16 protein-coding genes and 3 tRNA genes are annotated in these 20,269 nt (G+C 70.3%); 14 read left to right on the top strand and 5 right to left on the bottom strand.

Going from position 1 to position 20,269, the window contains the following annotated elements; all coding sequences use genetic code 11:
• The first annotated feature begins 65 nt into the window (after positions 1 to 65).
• The 4 genes from clpX (at position 66) to AC2EAQ_RS02270 (ending at position 4,060) form a co-directional block, all read left to right on the top strand.
• Positions 66 to 1,331: an ATP-dependent Clp protease ATP-binding subunit ClpX gene (gene clpX, locus AC2EAQ_RS02285; RefSeq protein ID WP_484640087.1), complete on the top strand. Its 1,266-nt coding sequence runs from the start codon at positions 66 to 68 to the stop codon at positions 1,329 to 1,331.
• Positions 1,332 to 1,386: 55 nt separating this feature from the next.
• Entirely contained in the window at positions 1,387 to 3,816 is a 2,430-nt protein-coding gene (gene lon, locus AC2EAQ_RS02280) for an endopeptidase La (protein WP_484640085.1), read from the top strand.
• 47 nt (positions 3,817 to 3,863) lie between these two features.
• Positions 3,864 to 3,939: transfer RNA gene (locus AC2EAQ_RS02275), tRNA-Gly, on the top strand.
• Positions 3,940 to 3,986: 47 nt separating this feature from the next.
• Positions 3,987 to 4,060: transfer RNA gene (locus AC2EAQ_RS02270), tRNA-Cys, on the top strand.
• Positions 4,061 to 4,123: 63 nt separating this feature from the next.
• Here AC2EAQ_RS02270 and AC2EAQ_RS02265 read toward each other — a convergent pair.
• Genes AC2EAQ_RS02265 through AC2EAQ_RS02245 form a run of 5 tightly spaced genes read right to left on the bottom strand, consistent with a single transcriptional unit; the run spans position 4,124 to position 11,194 of the window.
• A complete protein-coding gene (locus AC2EAQ_RS02265; RefSeq protein WP_484640084.1) occupies positions 4,124 to 5,644 on the bottom strand; it encodes a CoA-acylating methylmalonate-semialdehyde dehydrogenase in 1,521 nt (506 codons plus the stop codon).
• A 10-nt stretch (positions 5,645 to 5,654) separates the two neighbouring features.
• On the bottom strand, positions 5,655 to 6,464 hold the full coding sequence (gene iolB, locus AC2EAQ_RS02260) for a 5-deoxy-glucuronate isomerase (protein WP_484640083.1): 810 nt from the start codon (positions 6,462 to 6,464) through the stop codon (positions 5,655 to 5,657).
• A gap of 1 nt (position 6,465) precedes the next feature.
• Entirely contained in the window at positions 6,466 to 7,365 is a 900-nt protein-coding gene (iolE, locus tag AC2EAQ_RS02255) for a myo-inosose-2 dehydratase (protein ID WP_484640082.1), read from the bottom strand.
• 20 nt (positions 7,366 to 7,385) lie between these two features.
• The gene (gene iolD / locus AC2EAQ_RS02250) at positions 7,386 to 9,257 is read right to left on the bottom strand and encodes a 3D-(3,5/4)-trihydroxycyclohexane-1,2-dione acylhydrolase (decyclizing) (protein WP_484640081.1); all 1,872 of its coding nucleotides are present in this window, start codon (positions 9,255 to 9,257) and stop codon (positions 7,386 to 7,388) included.
• Positions 9,254 to 11,194, bottom strand: a complete 1,941-nt coding sequence (locus AC2EAQ_RS02245) for a bifunctional 5-dehydro-2-deoxygluconokinase/5-dehydro-2-deoxyphosphogluconate aldolase (RefSeq protein WP_484640080.1) — start codon at positions 11,192 to 11,194, stop codon at positions 9,254 to 9,256. The genes iolD and AC2EAQ_RS02245 overlap by 4 nt, the downstream gene beginning before the upstream one ends.
• 121 nt (positions 11,195 to 11,315) lie before the next feature.
• Between AC2EAQ_RS02245 and AC2EAQ_RS02240 the strand changes: the two genes are divergently transcribed.
• The 10 genes from AC2EAQ_RS02240 to AC2EAQ_RS02195 all read left to right on the top strand — a co-directional run bounded on the left by AC2EAQ_RS02240 (position 11,316) and on the right by AC2EAQ_RS02195 (position 20,264).
• Positions 11,316 to 12,113 (top strand): SDR family oxidoreductase, encoded by a 798-nt coding sequence (locus AC2EAQ_RS02240; RefSeq protein ID WP_484640079.1) that lies wholly within the window; start codon positions 11,316 to 11,318, stop codon positions 12,111 to 12,113.
• On the top strand, positions 12,110 to 12,985 hold the full coding sequence (locus tag AC2EAQ_RS02235; protein ID WP_484640078.1) for a MurR/RpiR family transcriptional regulator: 876 nt from the start codon (positions 12,110 to 12,112) through the stop codon (positions 12,983 to 12,985). The genes AC2EAQ_RS02240 and AC2EAQ_RS02235 overlap by 4 nt, the downstream gene beginning before the upstream one ends.
• Before the next feature lie 14 nt (positions 12,986 to 12,999).
• The gene (gene iolG / locus AC2EAQ_RS02230; protein WP_484640077.1) at positions 13,000 to 13,998 is read left to right on the top strand and encodes an inositol 2-dehydrogenase; all 999 of its coding nucleotides are present in this window, start codon (positions 13,000 to 13,002) and stop codon (positions 13,996 to 13,998) included.
• 40 nt (positions 13,999 to 14,038) lie between these two features.
• Positions 14,039 to 14,130 (top strand) — tRNA-Leu (locus AC2EAQ_RS02225).
• Positions 14,131 to 14,145: 15 nt separating this feature from the next.
• Positions 14,146 to 15,456, top strand: coding sequence for an MFS transporter (locus tag AC2EAQ_RS02220; protein ID WP_484640076.1), 1,311 nt, complete (start codon positions 14,146 to 14,148; stop codon positions 15,454 to 15,456).
• A 125-nt stretch (positions 15,457 to 15,581) separates the two neighbouring features.
• On the top strand, positions 15,582 to 16,331 hold the full coding sequence (locus AC2EAQ_RS02215) for an electron transfer flavoprotein subunit beta/FixA family protein (protein WP_484640075.1): 750 nt from the start codon (positions 15,582 to 15,584) through the stop codon (positions 16,329 to 16,331).
• A gap of 1 nt (position 16,332) precedes the next feature.
• A complete protein-coding gene (locus AC2EAQ_RS02210; RefSeq protein WP_484640074.1) occupies positions 16,333 to 17,265 on the top strand; it encodes an electron transfer flavoprotein subunit alpha/FixB family protein in 933 nt (310 codons plus the stop codon).
• 64 nt (positions 17,266 to 17,329) lie between these two features.
• Positions 17,330 to 19,102, top strand: coding sequence for an acyl-CoA dehydrogenase (locus AC2EAQ_RS02205; protein ID WP_484640073.1), 1,773 nt, complete (start codon positions 17,330 to 17,332; stop codon positions 19,100 to 19,102).
• The gene (locus AC2EAQ_RS02200; RefSeq protein WP_484641136.1) at positions 19,099 to 20,079 is read left to right on the top strand and encodes an NAD(P)H-dependent flavin oxidoreductase; all 981 of its coding nucleotides are present in this window, start codon (positions 19,099 to 19,101) and stop codon (positions 20,077 to 20,079) included. The genes AC2EAQ_RS02205 and AC2EAQ_RS02200 overlap by 4 nt, the downstream gene beginning before the upstream one ends.
• The gene (locus tag AC2EAQ_RS02195; RefSeq protein ID WP_484640071.1) at positions 20,076 to 20,264 is read left to right on the top strand and encodes a hypothetical protein; all 189 of its coding nucleotides are present in this window, start codon (positions 20,076 to 20,078) and stop codon (positions 20,262 to 20,264) included. The genes AC2EAQ_RS02200 and AC2EAQ_RS02195 overlap by 4 nt, the downstream gene beginning before the upstream one ends.
• Positions 20,265 to 20,269: the final 5 nt, after the last annotated feature.

Raw genomic sequence — 20,269 nt, 5'->3', positions numbered from 1 at the left:
TTTCCGCGTCTGGCCCGACCGGCGGCTTGCACTATGATGGTCTGAACCCGTTTCCAGGCACCCCCATGGCCGAGAAAAAAGGCAGCTCCAGCGAAAAGGTCCTCTACTGCTCGTTCTGCGGCAAGTCGCAGCACGAGGTGAAGAAGCTGATCGCGGGCCCGTCGGTGTTCATCTGCGACGAGTGCATCGAGCTGTGCAACGACATCATCCGTGACGAGGTGCCGGCCGAGTCCGCCAGCACCAAGTCGGCCAAGTCGGACCTGCCCACGCCGTCCGAGATCAAGACGATCCTCGACCAGTACGTGATCGGCCAGGACACTGCCAAGCGCACGCTGTCGGTGGCGGTCTACAACCACTACAAGCGCCTCAAGCACATGGGGGGCAAGGACGAGGTCGAGCTGTCCAAGAGCAACATCCTGCTCATCGGCCCCACGGGCAGCGGCAAGACCCTGCTGGCCCAGACGCTGGCCCGGCTGCTGAACGTGCCCTTCGTGATCGCCGACGCCACCACGCTGACCGAAGCTGGCTACGTGGGCGAGGACGTCGAGAACATCATCCAGAAGCTGCTGCAGAACTGCAACTACGACGTCGAGCGCGCCCAGCGTGGCATCGTCTACATCGACGAGATCGACAAGATCAGCCGCAAGGCCGACAACCCCAGCATCACGCGCGACGTGTCGGGCGAGGGCGTGCAGCAGGCGCTGCTCAAGCTGGTGGAAGGCACGATGGCCAGCGTGCCGCCCCAGGGCGGCCGCAAGCACCCGAACCAGGACTTCCTGCAGATCGACACGACCAACATCCTGTTCATCTGCGGCGGCGCCTTCGACGGCCTGGAGAAGGTGATCCAGAACCGCACCGAGAAGTCGGGCATCGGCTTCGGCGCGTCGGTCCACAGCAAGACCGAAAAGCGCGCCGCCGACCTGTTCCGCGACGCCGAGCCGGAAGACCTGATCAAGTTCGGCCTGATCCCCGAACTGGTCGGCCGCCTGCCGGTGGTCGCCACCCTGGGCGAGTTGACCGAGGACGCCCTGGTCCAGATCCTCACCGAGCCGAAGAACGCCCTGGCCAAGCAGTACCAGAAGCTGTTCGCCATGGACGGCGTGGACCTTGAACTGCGCCCCTCCGCGCTGGCCGCCATCGCCCGCAAGGCGCTGGCCCGCAAGACCGGGGCCCGCGGCCTGCGGTCGATCGTTGAACAGGCGCTGATCGACACCATGTTCGATCTGCCCAACCTGGATGGTGTGGCCAAGGTCGTCGTGGACGAGCACAACATCGAGGAGGGCACCAAGCCGCTCCTGGTCTACCGCGAACAGGCCAAGGCCAGCGCCTGATCCTTGTGTTTCGTCGCTCAGGCGCCATGTGGGCCTGAGAAAGAGAGGTCCCCTCATGTCCGGACATCCCATCCTCCCCGCGGACCCGATCACGCTGCCGCTGCTGCCGCTGCGCGACGTGGTGGTGTTCCCGCACATGGTCATCCCGCTGTTCGTCGGCCGTCCCAAGTCCATCAAGGCCCTGGAAGCCGCGATGGAGGCCGGGCGCCAGATCGTGCTGGTGGCCCAGAAGGCCGCCGGCAAGGACGAGCCCAAGGCCGACGACATGTTCGACGTCGGCTGCGTCTCGTCGATCCTGCAGATGCTCAAGCTGCCCGACGGCACCGTGAAGGTGCTGGTCGAAGGCACGCAGCGCGCCACCACCGTGTCGATCTCCGACACCGGCGAGTACTTCGTCGGCGAGGTCCGGCCGATCCCGCCGGTGGCCGATCCCACGCCCGAGATCGAGGCGCTGCGTCGCGCGGTCACCCAGCAGTTCGACCAGTACGTCAAGCTCAACAAGAAGATCCCGCCGGAGATCCTGACGTCCATCGCCGGCATCGACGACGCCGGCCGCCTGGCCGACACGATCGCCGCCCACCTGCCGCTCAAGCTCGAGGCCAAGCAGTCCGTGCTGGACCTCGACCACGTCGGCAAGCGCATGGAAAAGCTGCTCGAGCTGCTCGAGCACGAGGTCGACATCCTTCAGGTGGAAAAGCGCATCCGCGGCCGCGTCAAGCGCCAGATGGAGAAGAGCCAGCGCGAGTACTACCTGAACGAGCAGGTCAAGGCGATCCAGAAGGAACTCGGCGACGGCGAGGAAGGTGCCGACCTCGAGGATCTCGAGAAGAAGATCAAGGCCGCGCGCATGCCCAAGGAGGCGCGCAAGAAGGTCGACAACGAGCTGAAGAAGCTCAAGCTGATGTCGCCCATGTCCGCCGAGGCCACGGTGGTGCGCAACTACATCGACACCCTGGTCAACCTGCCCTGGAGCAAGAAGACCAAGATCAAGCACGACCTGACGCATGCCGAGGATGTGCTCAACGAGGACCACGCCGGCCTGGACAAGGTCAAGGAGCGCATCCTCGAGTACCTCGCGGTGCAGCAGCGCGTGGACAAGGTCAAGGCGCCGATCCTGTGCCTGGTGGGCCCCCCGGGCGTGGGCAAGACCTCGCTCGGCCAGAGCGTGGCGCGCGCCACCGGGCGCAAGTTCGTCCGCATGGCGCTGGGCGGCGTGCGCGACGAGGCCGAGATCCGCGGCCACCGCCGCACCTACATCGGGTCGATGCCGGGCAAGGTGCTGCAGTCGCTCACCAAGGCCGGCACGCGCAATCCGCTGTTCCTGCTCGACGAGATCGACAAGCTAGGCATGGACTTCCGCGGCGACCCGTCGTCGGCGCTGCTGGAGGTGCTGGACCCGGAGCAGAACCACACCTTCAGCGACCACTACGTCGAGGTCGACTTCGACCTGTCCGACGTGATGTTCGTCGCCACGTCCAACAGCATGAACATCCCGCCGGCCCTGCTGGACCGGATGGAAGTCATCCGCCTGTCGGGCTACACCGAGGACGAGAAGGTCGACATCGCCAAGCGCTACCTGCTGCCCAAGCAGCGCAAGAACAATGGCGTGAAGGACGAGGAACTGGTGGTCGGCGACGACGCCATCCGCGGCATCATCCGCTACTACACCCGCGAGGCCGGCGTGCGCTCGCTCGAGCGCGAGATCAGCAAGATCTGCCGCAAGACGGTCAAGAGTCTGCAGCTCAAGAAGATGGACGCGCCGGTCACGGTCACCGAGGACAACCTCAACGACTTCCTCGGCGTGCGCAAGTTCGATTACGGCCGCGCCGAGAAGCAGAACCAGGTCGGCCAGGTCGTGGGCCTGGCCTGGACCGAGGTCGGTGGCGACCTGCTGACGATCGAGGCAGCCACGATGCCCGGCAAGGGCGGCACGATCCGCACCGGCTCGCTCGGCGACGTGATGAAGGAGTCCGTCGAGGCGGCGCGTTCGGTGGTGCGTTCGCGCGCACGCCGGCTGGGCATCAAGGACGAGCTGTTCGAGAAGCGCGACATCCACATCCACGTGCCCGACGGCGCCACTCCGAAGGACGGGCCGAGCGCGGGCATCGCGATGACGACCGCCTTCGTCTCGGCGCTGACCGGCATCCCCGTCAAGGCCGATGTCGCGATGACCGGCGAGATCACGCTGCGAGGCGAGGTCACGGCCATCGGCGGCCTGAAGGAGAAGCTCCTGGCGGCGCACCGCGGTGGCATCAAGACGGTGCTCATCCCCGAGGAGAACGTCAAGGACCTGCAGGACATCCCCGAGAACGTCAAGAACCACCTCGAGATCATTCCCGTCAAGTGGATCGATCGCGTGCTGGAGCTGGCGCTCGAGACGATGCCCCAGCCGCTGCCCGACGAGGAGCCGGTGCCCGAGACGCCGGCGGCGGCCAAGGCCGATCCGGCCGTGCCGCCCGCGGGCGGCGAGGCGAGGGCGCATTGAGCACCGGCTGGCAAGGTCTCGATTTGCCCCTATAATGATGGTCTTCCGCGGGAATAGCTCAGTTGGTAGAGCGCAACCTTGCCAAGGTTGAGGTCGCGAGTTCGAGACTCGTTTCCCGCTCCAGAGTCCCATGGATCAAAGCCCGGCCCCGCCGGGCTTTGTCCTTGAACGGCGCGGTAGCAAAGCGGTTATGCAGCGGATTGCAAATCCGTCCAGGGCGGTTCGACTCCGCCCCGCGCCTCCAGAGTTTGATCGCCCAAGAAGAAAGCCCCGCACTGCGGGGCTTTTTCGTTGGGGTGGCTGCGACCTACTTGGACACGGGCATCGCGAACTCGGCACCCTTGCCGATCGACGCCGGCCAGCGCTGCATGATGCTCTTCTGGCGCGTGTAGAAGCGCACCCCCTCTTCGCCGTAGGCGTGCATGTCGCCGAACAGGCTGCGCTTCCAGCCGCCGAAGCCGTGCCAGGCCATCGGCACGGGGATGGGCACGTTGATGCCCACCATGCCCACCTGGATGCGGCGCGAGAACTCGCGCGCCACATTGCCGTCGCTGGTGAAGCAGGCCACGCCGTTGCCGAACTCGTGGTCGTTGACCAACTGCACCGCCTCGGCGAAGTCCTTCGCGCGCACGCAGGCCAGCACGGGGCCGAAGATCTCCTCCTTGTAGATGCGCATCGTCGGCTTGACGTGGTCGAACAGCGTGCCGCCGGTGAAGAAGCCCTTGTCGTGGCCGGGCACCTTGAAGCCGCGCCCGTCGACGACCAGCTTCGCGCCTTCCTCGACGCCCAGCGCGATGTAGCCTTCGATGCGCTCCAGCGCCTGGCGTGTGACGATCGGGCCCATCTCGGCGTCGAGGTCCATGCCGTTGCGCACCTTCAGCGCGCGGGCGCGCTCGGCCAGCAGCGGCACGATGCGATCGCCGACGTCGCCCACCAGCACGGCCACGCTGATGGCCATGCAGCGCTCGCCGGCCGAGCCGTAGGCCGCGCCGATCAGCGCGTCCACGGCCTGGTCGATGTCGGCGTCGGGCATCACCACCATATGGTTCTTGGCGCCGCCCAGGGCCTGCACACGCTTGCCGTGGTGGGCGCCCGTCTCGTAGATGTACTGCGCGATCGGCGTCGAGCCGACGAAGGACAGCGCCTTGACGTTCGGGTGCCCGAGCAGCGTGTCCACCGCGACCTTGTCGCCCTGGACCACGTTGAACACCCCGTCCGGCAGGCCGGCCTGCTTGAACAGCTCGGCGATGAACAGCGACGGCGACGGATCGCGTTCGCTCGGCTTGAGCACGAAGGTGTTGCCGCAGGCGATGGCCACCGGGAACATCCAGCACGGCACCATGCACGGGAAGTTGAACGGCGTCACGCCCGCCACCACGCCCAGCGGCTGGCGCATCGTCCAGTTGTCGATGCCGGTGGAGACCTGGTCGGTGTAGTCGCCCTTGAGCAGCTGCGGGATGCCGCAGGCGAACTCCACGATGTCGATGCCGCGCGTGACTTCGCCCTGCGCGTCGGTGAACACCTTGCCATGCTCGGCGGTGATCATCGCGGCCAGCGTGTCGCGGTGCTGGTTCATCAGCTCCAGGAACTTGAGCATCACCCGCGCGCGGCGGATCGGCGGCGTCTCGGCCCAGGCGGGGAAGGCCGCCTGCGCCGAGGCCACGGCCGCGTCGACCTCGGCGGCCGAGGCCAGCGCCACCTGGCGCGCCACGGCGCCCGTGGCGGGGTTGTAGACCGCCTGCGAGCGGCCGCTGGTGCCGGCGACGCGGTGGCCGCCGATCCAGTGGCCGACGTCGGTGGTGGCGGTGAAGGCTTCGGGCGCGCCCATGGTCGGACTCCTATCGGTTCTTGAGCATCCACTCGTGGGCCGGGTCGTTGCGGAACACCCAGTGGCGGGTGGGGCCGGCCATCACGTTGAGGTAATAGAGATCGTAGCCGTGCGGGGCCACCACGGGATGGTAGCCGCGGGGCACCATGACCACGTCGTGGTCCTCCACCGCCATGGCTTCGTCCAGGCTGCGGTCGTCGGTGTAGACGCGCTGGAAGGCGAAGCCCTGCGGCGGGTTCAGGCGGTGGTAGTAGGTCTCCTCCAGCCGCGTCTCCAGCGGCGGGGCGTCGTCGTCGTGCTTGTGCGGCGGATAGCTCGACGAGTGGCCGGCCGGCGTGCGCACCTCCACCACCAGCAGGTGCGCGGCGGTGGGGTCGTCGTGCGGCAGGATGTCGCACACGTAACGCGTGTTGCTGCCCTGGCCGCGCACGCTGCGCTTCATCGAGGCCGGGTCGATCTGGCGCGCCGTACGCGGCTTGTCATCGCCGGGCGCGGTGCACAGCGCCACCTCCGCCGTGCCGCGGGCGCGCAGCGACACCGCCACGCCGGGCGGCACGTACACCGCGCCGGGCGCGCGCTCGTCGAACACGCTGTCGCGGTTGCCCACGGCGTCGAAGTGCTCGGTGCCGGCCTGGATGTCGACCCGGCCCGCGAGCACCACCACGCACAGTTCGCGCGCGCCGGTGTCGAGCGTCTCGACCTCGCCGTCGGCCAGGCGCAGCGCGCGAAAGCCCACATGCGTCCAGCCGGCGCGCTGCGGCGTGACGTCGACGATCTCGCGCCCGTCGGCACGGGCCTTGGCCAGCAGGTGGCTCGGCATGTCAGCCCCCCGCCACGATGCGCCGCAGCGTGTCGTGGCCTTTCTTCGCGTAGGCATAGCTGGGCGCCACCGCCGGGTCCTGCTCGGCCTCGACGACGAGCCAGCCCTGGTAGCCGGCGGCACGCAGCGTGCCCAGCACGGCGTCGTAGTCGATCACGCCGTCGCCCGGGACGGTGAAGGTGCCAGCGAGCACGCCGCGCAGGAAGCTCCATCCGTCGTTTCGGGCCTTGGCGATGAGGTCGGGTCGCACGTCCTTGCAGTGCACATGCGCCACGCGCGACGCATGTCGGCGCAGCAGCGCCACCGGGTCGGCGGCGCCGCCGTAGTAGGCGTGGCCGGTGTCGAACAGCAGGCTGGTGCAGGCCGGGTCGGTCAGCCGCATCAGCGTGTCGATGTCCTCGGGCGACTCGACGTAGGCGCCCATGTGGTGGTGGTAGGCCAGCGTGATGCCGTAGGTGCGCTTCAGGTGCGCGCCGAAGGCGTCCAGCCTCGACGCGTAGGCGCTCCAAGCGGCCTCGTCCGGAAAGCGCGGGCGCTCGCGCAGCGGACGTTCCATGTCGCCCTGGATCGAACCAGCCACCTCGCCGTACACCACGACCTTGACGCCGTTGTACTGGAGCTTGCTCATGTGGGCCACGCAGCGCGCGATCTCGGCGTCGACCGTGTCGTGGGCCAGGAAGCCCGAGTACCAGCCCGACACGCAGGCCAGGCCGAACTCGTCGAGCTTGGCCTTGAGCGACGGGCCGTCCTTGGGGAACTTGTTGCCCAGCTCGAAGCCCTCGTAGCCGATCTCCTTGCCCTCGGCGAGCGCGGTCTCCAGCGGCGTCTCGCCGCCCAGCGACGGCAAGTCGTCGTTCATCCACGACAGGGGGTTCACTCCGATGCGTACGTTCCAGGTCATGACGGTGCGGGGGTTGGGGATCAGCGTCGCTGGCGGCGCTTGCCGGCGACATGGCGTTCGCGCGCGGCGGCCACTTCGGGCCGCGGCGAGACTTCGGGAATCGCCACCTCCCACCAGGCCCCGCCGTCGTCGGTGGTGCGCCAGGGGGTGGTGTCGATGACGATCACCTGCGTGCTGCGGGCGGCGCGCGCGCGCTGCATCGCCGCCTGCAGCGCGGACAGGTCGGCCACCTTGGTGGCCTGCGCGCCCAGGCTGGCGGCATGGGCGGCGAAGTCCACCCGGACGTCGCTGCCGCCGTCGCCCACGGCGTCCTCGAGCAGGTTGTTGTGGCGCTCGCTGCCGCTGGCCAGCTGCAGGCGCTGGATGCAGCCGAAGCCGCGGTTGTCCAGCACCACGACGATCAGCTTCAGGCCCAGCATCACCGACGTGGCGATCTCCGAGTTGAGCATCAGGTAGGAGCCGTCGCCCACCATGACGATCACCTCGCAGTCGGGCCGCGCGAGCTTGACGCCCAGGCCGCCGGCGATCTCGTAGCCCATGCACGAGTAGCCGTACTCCATGTGATAGCCGCCCGGGTGCGCGGTGCGCCACAGCTTGTGCAGTTCGGCCGGCAGCGTGCCGGCGGCGCAGACCACGATGTCGCGGAGGTCGCTGTCGGGCGCGGACTCGCGCACCGCGCCGATGACCTCGGCGTCGTAGGGCAGGGCGCCGGCCGGCGGTGCGGCGGTGGTCAGCTCGGCCACCCGCGCCGCCCACTGTGCGGCCTGCTGCGCGGCGCGCGCGGTCCAGGCCGCGTCGGGCTGCCAGGCGCCCAGCGCCGCATCCAGTGCGTCGAGCGCCACCCGGGCGTCGGCCACCAGCGGCTGCGCGCCGCGCTTGCCGGCGTCGAAGGGCTGCACGTTGACCGACAGCAGGCCCGCCTGCGCGAACAGCGCGTGCGAGCCGGTGGTGAAGTCCTGCAGCCGGGTGCCCACGCCGACGACCAGGTCGGCGTCCTGCGCCAGCGCATTGGCGGCCGGGGAGCCGGTGACGCCGACGGCGCCCAGGTTCAGCGGATGGTTCCAGGCCAGGCTGCCCTTGCCGGCCTGGGTCTCGCCCACCGGCAGGCCGTGGCGCTGCGCGAAGTCCGCCAGCGTGGCGGCAGCCCCGCTGTACAGCACGCCGCCGCCGGCCACCAGCAGCGGGCGCTTCGCGCGCCGCAGCGCGTCGACGGCCGCCGCCAGCTCGAGCGCGTCCGGCGCCGGGCGGCGCAGGCGCAGCACCGGCGGCGACAGGAACGACGCCGGGCAGTCGAAGGCCATCGTCTGCACGTCCTGCGGCAGCGCCAGGCAGACCGGGCCGCACCGGGCCGGGTCGGTCATCACCTGCACCGCACGCGGCAGTGCCTCGAGGATCTGCTCGGGCCGCGTCAGGCGGTCGAAGTAGCGCACCAGCGGACGGAAGGCGTCGTTGGCGCTGATGTCGCCGGCGGCGAAGTCCTCTACCTGCTGCAGCACCGGGTCGGGCTCGCGCGACGCGAACACGTCGCCGGGCAGCAGCAGCACCGGCAGGCGGTTCACATGGGCCAGCGCCGCCGCCGTGAGCAGGTTGGTCGCGCCGGGGCCGATGGATGTGGTGGCGGCCATGATGCGGCGCCGGAACGTGGCCTTGCCGAAAGCGATCGCCGCATGGGCCATCGCCTGCTCGTTGTGGGCGCGCAGCACGGGAAGTTGCCGGCGGTGCCGCGCCAGGGCCTCGCCCAGCCCGGCCACGTTGCCGTGGCCGTAGATCGCCCAGACGCCGGCGCAGTAGGGCACCACGCTGCCGTCGTCGAGTTCGACGCGCAGCGCGGCCAGGTGGGCCACCAGGGCCTGGGCCATCGTGAGGCGGACGGTGGGAGCGGCAACGTTCATGGCGTGGGCAGGGATTGTCGGCTGTCGCGCCAGGCGGTCACCAGCGCGGCATAGCGGTCGGCGCAGCGCTGCACCAGGGTGTCGTCGTCGATCTCGCCGCGCAGCCACGCCTTGCAGGCGTCGCCCCAGATCGTGCGGCCGACCATGAAGCCCTTGACGATCGGGTGGCGCGCCTCAGCGAAGGCCGCCGCCAGGGCGTCGAGCGGCTGGCTCAGGCCGAGGATCACCGCGCCGCGGCACTGCGGGTCGCGCTCGGCCACCAGGGCGGCGAGCGCATCCCACGCCGCGGCCGACATCGGCGCCAGCTTCCACCATTCCGGCTTCAGGCCGAGGTTGTAGAAGCGCTTGACGGCGCGCAGCACGGCCTCGTCGGCATGCTGCGGCGCGATCACCTCGAGCAGCAGCTCATGGCCGCTGGCGCGCGTGGCCTCCCACAGCTCCAGCAGGCGCTCCTCCTGCGCCACGCGCAGCCCGGCCGCGTCGTCCGGGTGGTAGTGCACGAGGCACTTCACGACCTGCTCGCGCGGCCATTCCACCAGTGTGCTGCCCACCGAGCGGGTGCCGTCGAACGCCAGCGGGCGCGAGCCCGGCTGCTCCACCGGCCGGCCGATCCACAGCCCGCTGCCGGTGGCGTCGGCCAGGGCGTCGAGACCGAAGCGGCCGTCGATCAGCACGCCGCCGCGCCCCTGCAGGCCCTGCGCCGCCATGGTGCGGCGGGCGGCGTCGAGCAGCAGCCGTTTCAGGCGCGGCAGCCGCGCGAGCGGCGCGCCCGCGGCCTGGGCCATGTCCACGAACTGCGAGCGGTGGTCGAAGGCCATCACGCACAGCTCGGGCCAGGCCGGCCGGGCGGCGGTGGTGCGGTGCAGGTGGGCCAGCAGCGGGTCGCTGTCCACGCGCGGCGCACGGTGGCCGCTGAACCAGTGCGCCAGTTCGGCCGGCGTGGCCATCGCCGGCGCGCAGGCGTGGCGGGACACCACCAGCGCGCCGCAGGCGTTGGCGATGCGGGCCGACGCCTCGAAGCCCTCGCCGCGCAGCAGGCCGCTGAGCAGGCCGGCGGCGAAGGCATCGCCGGCGCCCAGCACGTTGAACACCTCGATGCGCTCGCCGACCACGGTGGGCGCGTCCTCCAGGCGGGCCGGCACCGGCCCGTCGATGAAGCAGCAGCCGCGGGCGCCGAGCTTGACCACCATGGCGGCGGGGGTCACCTCGCGCACGCGGCGCAGGCTGGCCAGCAGGTCGCTGGGCACGCCGCCGGCGATGAGGAACTCCTCCTCGGTGCCGATCAGCAGTTCGAAGCAGGGCAGCATCTCCTGCAGGCTGGCGGTGACGCGCGCGTCGGCCACGAAGCGGTTGGCGCCTTCGCCGCGCTTGGTCAGGCCCCATAGCACCGGGCGATAGTCGATGTCGAGCACGCGCATCACGCCGTGCCGGCCCGCCAGGGCCAGCGCTGCGGAGGACGCAGCCCGCACCGTGGGCTGGGACAGGTGGGTGCCGGTGATCAGCAGGCAGCGGCAGTCGGCGATGAAGTCCTCGCGGATGCCGGCCGCGTCGATGGCCATGTCGGCGCAGTTCTCGCGGTAGAACAGCAGCGGGAAGGTGTCGCGGTCCTTCAGTGCCAGGATCGCCAGCGCGGTCAGGCGCGACGGGTCGACCTGCACCATCGACGTGTCGCAGCCCTCGCGCTGCAGCGTCTCGACGAGGAAGCGGCCCATCTGCTCGTCGCCCACGCGCGAGATCATCGCGGAGCGCAGCCCCAGGCGGGCGGCGCCGAAGGCGATGTTGGCCGAGCTGCCGCCCAGGTACTTGGCGAAGCTGGAGACGTCCTCCAGCCGGGCGCCGAACTGCTGGGCGTACAGGTCGACCGCGAGGCGGCCGAGGCAGGCCAGGTCGAAGCGGCGGTCTTGCGGCGGCGCCAGGCGCAGGGCAGGGGTGTTCATCGCCCGGGGAGTCTAGCGCGGTTGGAACAAATGTTCCGTCATGGAAAGCGACTAGAAATCCGCTTCCAATCCGGGGTGCGACGCCGCTACAGTCCGGCTCCGAACCGACGAGGGACCGACGATGGACGCTGAGCACTTCCCGTATCACCGCGACACCCGGGCCGTCATCACCGGCGGCACCCAGGGGCTCGGGCTGGCGGTCGCCCTGCGGCTGGCGCGCGAAGGCGCGCCGGCGATGGTGCTGGCCGGGCGCCGGCGCGAGCTCGGCGAGGCGGCCGCGGCGCAGGTGCGGGCGCTCGGATGCGACGCCCACTTCATCGCCGCCGACGTCGGCCGCGCCGAGGGCTGCCAGGCGCTGATGGCCGGCGCGATCGAGCGCCTGGGCTCGGTCAACGCCCTGGTCAACTCGGCGGCCACCACCGACCGCGGCTCGCTGACGGATACCACGCTCGAGATGTGGCAGGCGCAGATGGACATCAATGCGCGCGGCCCGTTCCTGCTGATGCAGGCGCTGGTGCGCCACCTGCTGGCGCGCCAGGCGCCGGGCTCGATCGTCAACGTGCTGTCGCAGTCGGCCCACTGCGGGCAGTCGTTCCTGGTGCCGTACTCGGCGTCCAAGGCGACGCTGGCCAACCTGACGAAGAACGTGGCGCAGTCCTACCGCCGGCATCGCATCCGCTGCAACGGCGTCATGGCCGGCTGGATGGACACGCCGGGCGAGCATGCGATCCAGCGCAAGGCGCACGATGCGCCGGACGACTGGCTGGCCAGGGCCGAAGCCGGACGCCCGATGGGGCAGCTGGCCAAGCCCGACGAACTCGCCGGCCTGATCGCCTACATGCTGAGCCCGTCCTCGGGCGTGATGACCGGGGCGCTTGTCGACTACGACCAATGGGTGCCGGGGGCGCAGCCGGAATGAGCGCCGCCGGCGCCGCGGCGGCGCGCCCCTCGGTGGACCAGCTGCTGCGGCGGATGACGTCGGAGTACGAACAGCTGTCCCCGCAGCTCAAGACCATCGCACGCTACTTCGAGTCGCACCGCGACCATGTCGGGCTGGATGGCATCCAGGACGTGGCGCGCCAGTGCGGCGTGCAGCCTTCGGCGGTGGTGCGCTTTGCCAAGCACTTCGGCTACACGGGCTTCAGCGACCTGCAGAAGGTGTTCCGCGAGTCGCTGTCGCGCCAGATCGCGCCGGGCCGTCCGTACCGCAGCCGCATCCGCGAGATCATCGATTCCGGCGCCGGCACGTTGCCCAGCGTCGAGATCGCGCAGGCCTTCCTGTCCGGCGCGGTGGCGGGGCTGCAGGAACTGCAGCGCGGCCTGGACGGCAAGGCCTTCGGCCGGGCCGTCGAGCTGCTGGCGGCCACCGACGCGATCTGGGTCGTCGGGGCGCGGCGCGCATTCCCGGTGGCGGCCTATCTCGACTACGCGCTGCAGCACACCGACAAGCGCGTGCAGCTGGTGTCGGCGCTGGGCAGCATGCACGAGGGCCAGGTGCGCTCGGTGCGGCGCGGCGACGTGATGGTTGCCGTGTCGTTCGCGCCCTATGCCGAGGAGACGCTCGCGGTGGCCGAGGCGGCCCTGGCGCGCGGCGCGCGGCTGGTGGCGCTGACCGACAGCCGCATGAGCCCGCTGGCGCGCCAGGCCAGCGCCGTGCTGCTGGTGCACGAGCACGTCACCTTCGGCTTCCGCACCCTGACCAGCCCGATGGCGCTGGCCCAGAGCCTGTTCATCGCGCTCGCCTGCAGGCTCGAACTGCAGCACGAGTCCACCTCCATCCCGACCCACTGATCCGAGGAGTCCTCATGAAGAACGTCGCGCTGTTCGGCGCCGGCCGCATCGGCCGCATCCATGGCGCCAACGTGGCCGCGCTGCCGGGCGTGTCGCTCAAGTACGTGTGCGACCCGGTGGCCGACGCCGCCCGCGAGGTGGCCGGCCAGCTCGGCGCGCAGGTGTCCACGCCCGACGCCGTGTTCGCCGACCCGTCGATCGACGTGGTGGTGATCGGCTCGCCCACCGACACCCACAGCGACCTGATCAACCGCGCCGCGGCGGCGCGAAAGCACATCTTCTGCGAGAAGCCGGTGGACCTGTCGGTGCCGCGGGCCCAGGCCTGCGCCGAGGCCGTGAAGGCAGCTGGCGTGGCCTGCATGATCGGCTTCCAGCGCCGCTTCGACCCGACCTTCAGCGCCGCCAAGGAGCGCCTGCAGCGCGGCGACATCGGCCAGCCCGAGATGCTGGTCGTCACCAGCCGCGACCCGGGTGCGCCGCCAGCGCACTACCTCAAGGGCTCGGGCGGCATCTTCCGCGACATGCTGATCCACGACTTCGACATCTTCCGCTGGATCCTGTGCACCGACGAGGGCGACGAGGCCGAGTCGCTGTATGCCACCGGCTCGGTGCTGGTGGACCCCGAGATCGCCAAGGTGCCCGACATCGATTCCAGCGTCGTCACGATCCGCACCCGCAAGGGTCGGCTGTGCCAGATCAACACCAGCCGGCGCGCGGCCTACGGTTACGACCAGCGCTTCGAGGTGCTGGGCTCGGCGGGCATGCTCCAGTGCGGCAACCACCGCCCCACCGAGGTGGTGCAGTCCGACGCCACCGGCGTGCACGCCGACAAGCCCGAGCACTTCTTCCTGCAGCGCTACCGCGACGCCTACCGGCTGGAACTGGTGCACTTCTTCGAGCGCCTGCAGGACGGCCAGCCCTTCCGCACCACCATCGACGACGGCGTCGCGGCGCAGACGCTGGCCGACGCCGCGGCGCAGTCGCTCGCGTCGGGCGCGGTGATCCAACTCTGACGGGTCCTTCGTCCGCGTGGCGGACAATCGCGCCAGCCGAGCCCGGGTGGTGAAATCGGTAGACACAGCGGACTTAAAATCCGCGGCCTCTCGAAAGAGGGCGTGCCGGTTCGATGCCGGCCCCGGGCACCACACGGAGCATCGCCTTTGGCCCTCTTCGCCCAGGAAGCACTGAACGACGGCGTTCGCAAGCGCGAGGTGTTCGGATGGGCGATGTACGACTTCGCCAACTCGGGCTACACCACCGTGGTCCTGACGGCGGTGTTCAATGCCTACTTCGTCGGTGTCGTTGCCGACGGCGCGTCGTGGGGCACGCTGGCCTGGACGCTGGCGCTGGGCGTGTCGAACCTGGTGGTGATGCTCACGATGCCGGCGATCGGCGCGTTTGCCGACCTGCGCGCCGCCAAGAAGCGCCTGCTGGCGCTGACCACCGCGGCCTGCGTGCTGGCCACGCTGGCGCTGATGGGCGTGGGCCGCCACGACGTGGTGCTTGCCGTGTCGGCGATCGTGCTGTCGAACCTGTTCTATGCCTACGGCGAGGCGCTGACGGCGGCGTTCCTGCCCGAGCTGGCGCGGCGCGAGGCCCTGGGGCGGGTGTCGGGCTGGGGCTGGAGCTTCGGCTACTGCGGCGGCATGCTGTCGCTCGGCCTGTCGCTGGGCTACGTCATCTGGGCCCAGGGCCAGGGGCAGAAGGCCGAGCAGTTCGTGCCGGTCACGATGGGCATCACGGCGGCGGTGTACGGCATCGCGTCGCTGGCCACCTTCGCGCTGCTCCGGGAGCGCGCGACGCCGCAGCCCGGCCGGACGGACGGCCTGGGCGCGTCGCTCGCGCGTCTGGCGGCCACCTGGCGCGAGGCGCGGCGCTTCCGCGACTTCAGCTGGCTGCTCGCCACCGGGTTGGCCTACCAGGCTGGCATCGCGGTGGTGATCGCCCTGGCTGCGGTGTATGCCGAGCAGGTGCTCGGGTTCAAGCAGGTGGACACCATGATGCTGGTGTTCCTGGTCAACATCGCCTCGGCGGTGGGTGCCTTCGCCTTCGGCTACTGGCAGGACCGCATCGGGCACCGGCGTTCGCTGGCGTTCACGCTGCTGGGCTGGATCGTGATGTGCGCGCTGGCGGTGGCGGCCACCGGTCCCGGTCTGTTCTGGGTCGCCGCGGTGATCGCCGGTCTTTGCATGGGCTCCAGCCAGTCGGCCGGGCGCGCGGTGGCGGGGCTGCTGGCGCCGCCCGGCCGACTGGCCGAGTTCTTCGGGCTGTGGGCGTTCGCGACGCGGCTGTCGGCCATCGTCGGGCCCGTCACCTACGGCCTGGTCACCTGGGCCACCGACGGCAATCACCGTCTCGCGATCGCGTCGACGGGGCTGTTCTTCGTGGCCGGCCTGTGGCTGCTGCGGCGGGTGGACGTGGAACGGGGTGCGCGCGAGGCGCTGCGGCCGCCCCTGGAGGCAGCGCCCTAAAATCGAACGGTCGTTCGATTTATCGTCCGGTGCGCCGTCCTCGCAGGAGCGGCCGCCTAGAATCCCGCAATTGACGTGCACGTCAATTGCACGTCTTCGGACACGCATCCAAGGAGCAGAAGCCGATGAAGGTACTGGTGCCCGTGAAGCGGGTGGTGGACTACAACGTGAAGGTTCGCGTCAAGGCGGACGGCACGGGTGTGGATCTGGCCAACGTCAAGATGAGCATGAACCCGTTCGACGAGATCGCCATCGAGGAGGCGGTGCGGCTCAAGGAGAAGGGCGCGGCCACCGAGGTGGTGGCGGTGTCGTGCGGGGTCACCCAGTGCCAGGAGACGCTGCGCACGGCGATGGCCATCGGCGCGGACCGGGCGATCCTGGTGGAGACCGATGCCGAGCTGCAGCCGCTGGCGGTGGCCAAGCTGCTCAAGGCGCTGGTGGACAAGGAGCAGCCCGGGCTGGTGATCCTGGGCAAGCAGGCCATCGACGACGACTGCAACCAGACCGGCCAGATGCTGGCCGCGCTGACCGGCCGGCCGCAGGGCACGTTCGCGAGCAAGGTGGAGGTGGCCGACGGCAAGGTGTCGGTCACGCGCGAGGTCGACGGCGGCCTGGAGACGGTTCGCCTGGCGCTGCCGGCGATCGTCACGACCGACCTGCGGCTGAATGAGCCGCGCTACGTGACGCTGCCCAACATCATGAAGGCCAAGAAGAAGACGCTGGACGTCGTCAAGCCGGGCGATCTCGGCGTGGACGTCACGCCGCGCATCCGCACGCTGAAGGTGGCCGAGCCGGCCAAGCGCGGCGCCGGGGTCAAGGTGCCCGACGTGGCGGCGCTGGTGGACAAGCTCAAGAACGAAGCGAAGGTGATCTGAGATGGCAGCACTGGTGATTGCCGAACACGACGGTTCGGCCCTGAAGGCGGCGACGCTCAACGTGGTGAGCGCGGCGCTGCAGTGCGGCGACGACGTGCACGTGCTGGTGGCCGGGCAGGGCACGGACGGGGCGGCGCAGGCCGCGGCGCAGGTGGCCGGCGTGGCCAAGGTGCTGCGCGCCGACGGGGCCAGCCTGAAGGACCAGCTGGCCGAGAACGTGGCCGCGCAGGTGGTGGCGCTGGCCGGGGGCTACAGCCACGTGCTGTTCGCCGCCACGGCGCAGGGCAAGAATGTGGCGCCGCGCGTGGCCGCGCTGCTGGACGTCGCGCAGATCAGCGACGCCAGCAAGGTCGTCGCGCCCGACACGTTCGAGCGCCCGATCTACGCCGGCAACGCGATCGCCACCGTGCAGAGCACGGACGCGGTCAAGGTGATCACCGTGCGCACGACGGGCTTCGACCCGGCGGCGGCCACGGGTGGCAGTGCGGCGGTGGAGTCGGTGGCGGCAGTGGGCGACGCGGGCACGAGCGAGTACCTGGGCTCGGAGATCGCCAAGCTGGACCGTCCGGAGCTGACGGCGGCCAAGATCATCGTCAGCGGCGGGCGGGCGCTGGGCAGCAGCGACAAGTTCACCGAGGTGCTGACGCCGCTGGCCGACAAGCTCTGCGCGGCGCTGGGTGCCAGCCGCGCGGCGGTGGACGCGGGTTACGCGCCTAACGACTGGCAGGTGGGGCAGACGGGCAAGATCGTCGCGCCGCAGCTCTACATCGCGGCTGGCATCAGCGGGGCCATCCAGCACCTGGCCGGCATGAAGGACAGCAAGGTGATCGTGGCCATCAACAAGGACCCCGAGGCGCCGATCTTCAGCGTGGCCGACTACGGCCTCGAGGCCGACCTGTTCACCGCCGTGCCGGAGCTGGTGTCGAAGCTCTGACGCCGACCTGCCCGAGCCTGTTGGGGCCGGCGCACCGAGCCGGCCCATTGTTCCTGGAGACACCATGACCTATCGCGCCCCCGTCAAGGACATGCTCTTCTGCATGAAGGAGCTGGCCGGCCTGGAGGCCGTGTCGCGGCTGCCCGGCTTCGAGGACGCGGGCCTCGACACCGCTGCGGCCGTGCTGGAGGAATGCGCCAAGTTCAACGAGGCCGTGGTGGCGCCGCTCAACCGCGAAGGCGACCTGCGGCCGTCGGCCTGGAAGGACGGCGCGGTGGCCACGTCGGCCGGGTTCAAGGCGGCGTTCCGCCAATTCGCCGAAGGCGGCTGGCAGGGCCTTCAGCATCCGGCCGAGTTCGGCGGCCAGGGCCTGCCCAAGACCATCGGCGCGGCCTGCACCGAGATGCTCAACAGCGCCAACCTGAGCTTCGCGCTGTGCCCGCTGCTGACCGACGGCGCGATCGAGGCGCTGCTGACGGCCGGCACCGACGAGCAGAAGCAGACCTATCTGCCGCACTTCATCGACGGCAGCTGGACCGGCACGATGAACCTGACCGAGCCGCAGGCCGGCAGCGACCTGGCCCAGGTGCGCACGCGCGCCGAGCCGCAGCCCGACGGCAGCTACCGGCTCTTCGGCACCAAGATCTTCATCACCTACGGCGAGCACGACATGGCGGACAACATCGTCCACCTGGTGCTGGCCCGCGTGACGGGGGCGCCCGAAGGCGTCAAGGGCATCTCGCTGTTCATCTGCCCGAAGGTGCTGCCCGACGGTTCGCGCAACGACGTGCACTGCGTGTCGATCGAGCACAAGCTGGGCATCAAGGCCAGCCCGACGGCGGTGCTGCAGTACGGCGACCATGGCGGCGCGACGGCCTGGCTCGTGGGCCAGGAGAACCGCGGCCTGGAGTACATGTTCATCATGATGAACGCCGCCCGCTACCAGGTGGGCATGCAGGGCGTGGCGCTGGCCGAGCGCGCCTACCAGCAGGCGGTGGCCTATGCGCGCGACCGCGTGCAGGGCCGCCCGGTGGACGGCTCGCTGCCCAAGGCAGCGCCGATCATTCATCACCCCGACGTCAGGCGCATGCTGCTGACGATGCGCGCCTACACCGAGGGCTGCCGCGCGATGGCGCTGGTGGCGGCCGCGGCCTACGACGCCGCTCACCACGGCACCGATCCGGAGCTGCGGCGCCAGAACCAGGCCTTCTACGAGTTCCTTGTGCCGCTGGTCAAGGGCTACAGCACCGAGATGAGCCTGGAGGTCGCGTCGCTGGGCGTGCAGGTGCACGGCGGCATGGGCTTCATCGAGGAGACCGGCGCGGCACAGCACCTGCGCGACGCCAAGATCCTCACCATCTACGAGGGCACCACCGCGATCCAGGCCAACGACCTGGTCGGGCGCAAGACCGCGCGCGACGGCGGGCAGGTGGCGTTGGCCATCGCGCGCCAGATCGAGGCCACCGAGGCCGAACTCGCCCGCCGCGACAGCCCGGCCTGCCGCTCGATGCACAAGCACCTGGGCGCCGCGCGCCGGGCCTTCGTCGAGGTGGTGGGCTTCGTGGCGGGTCAGACCAAGGCCAGCCCGAACGCCGTCTTCGCCGGCTCGGTGCCCTACCTGATGCTGGCCGGCAACCTGATGGCGGGTTGGCAGATGGCCCGCGCGCTGATGGTGGCCGAGGACCAGGCCTCCGGCGACGACGCCGCCTTCATGGCGGCCAAGGCGATGACCGCGCGCTTCTATGCCGAGCACATCCTGTCGCGCGTGCCCGGCGTGCGCGACTCGATCCTGGAAGGCCACGCCGCCGTGAACGACATGCCGGTGGAGGCGTTCTGATGTCGCTGCCGCCCGTGCTCCAGCGCCTGCGGCTGCCGGTCATCGGCTCGCCGCTGTTCATCATCAGCAACCCCAAGCTGGTGATCGCCCAGTGCACGTCGGGCATCGTCGGGTCGATGCCGGCGCTCAATGCGCGTCCCGCGTCCCAGCTCGACGAGTGGCTGGCCGAGATCACCGAGGCGCTGGCCGCCTGGGACCGGGCTCACCCGGACCGACCCTCCGCCCCGTTCGCCATCAACCAGATCGTGCACAAGAGCAACGACCGGCTCGACCACGACATGCAGGTCTGCGCGCGCTATCGCGTGCCGGTGGTCATCACCTCGCTGGGCGCGCGCGTCGACGTCAACGACGCGGTGCATGCCTGGGGCGGCATCGTGCTGCACGACATCATCAACAACACCTTCGCCCACAAGGCGGTAGAAAAGGGCGCCGACGGCCTGATCGCCGTGGCGGCGGGGGCCGGCGGCCATGCCGGCACCAAGAACCCGCTGGCCCTGGTCCAGGAGATCCGCGAGTGGTTCGACGGCCCGCTGGCGTTGTCGGGGTCGATCTCCACCGGCGCCGGCATCCTGGCCGCCCAGGCCATGGGTGCCGATCTCGCCTACATCGGCTCGGCCTTCATCGCCACCGAGGAGGCGCGCGCTGCCGACGCCTACAAGCAGGCCATCGTGGACGGCAGCAGCGACGACATCGTCTATTCCAGCCTGTTCACCGGCATTCACGGCAACTACCTCAAGCCGTCGATCCGCGCCGCGGGGCTGGACCCGGACAACCTGCCCGAGAGCGACCCGAGCAAGATGAACTTCGGCGGTGGCGACAGCGCCAAGAAGGCCTGGAAGGACATTTGGGGCTGCGGGCAGGGCATCGGCGCCGTGAAGTCGGTGCTGCCGGCCGCGCAGCTGGTGGACCGGCTGGCGCGCGAGTACGCGCAGGCGCGCGAACGGCTCATGGCCGAACCCGCAGGGGCCTGGGCATGAGGCCGCGCCTGCTGACCGCCGCTCTGGCCTGTGCCCTGCTGGCGGCCTGTGGCTCCGTGGGCGTTGGGATCGGGATCGGCATCCCCATCGGCGGCCGTGGCGGCGTGGGCGTCACGGTCGGCGGCACGGTGCCGCTGCCGGCCCGGCCGGCCGAACCCCCGGCGTCGGCCGCCTCGGCGCCCTGACCGGC

The organism is Aquabacterium sp. T101, assembly GCF_057219775.1.
Note: the sequence above shows the minus strand (reverse complement) of the source record. Positions and strands in the feature narration are given on the sequence as shown.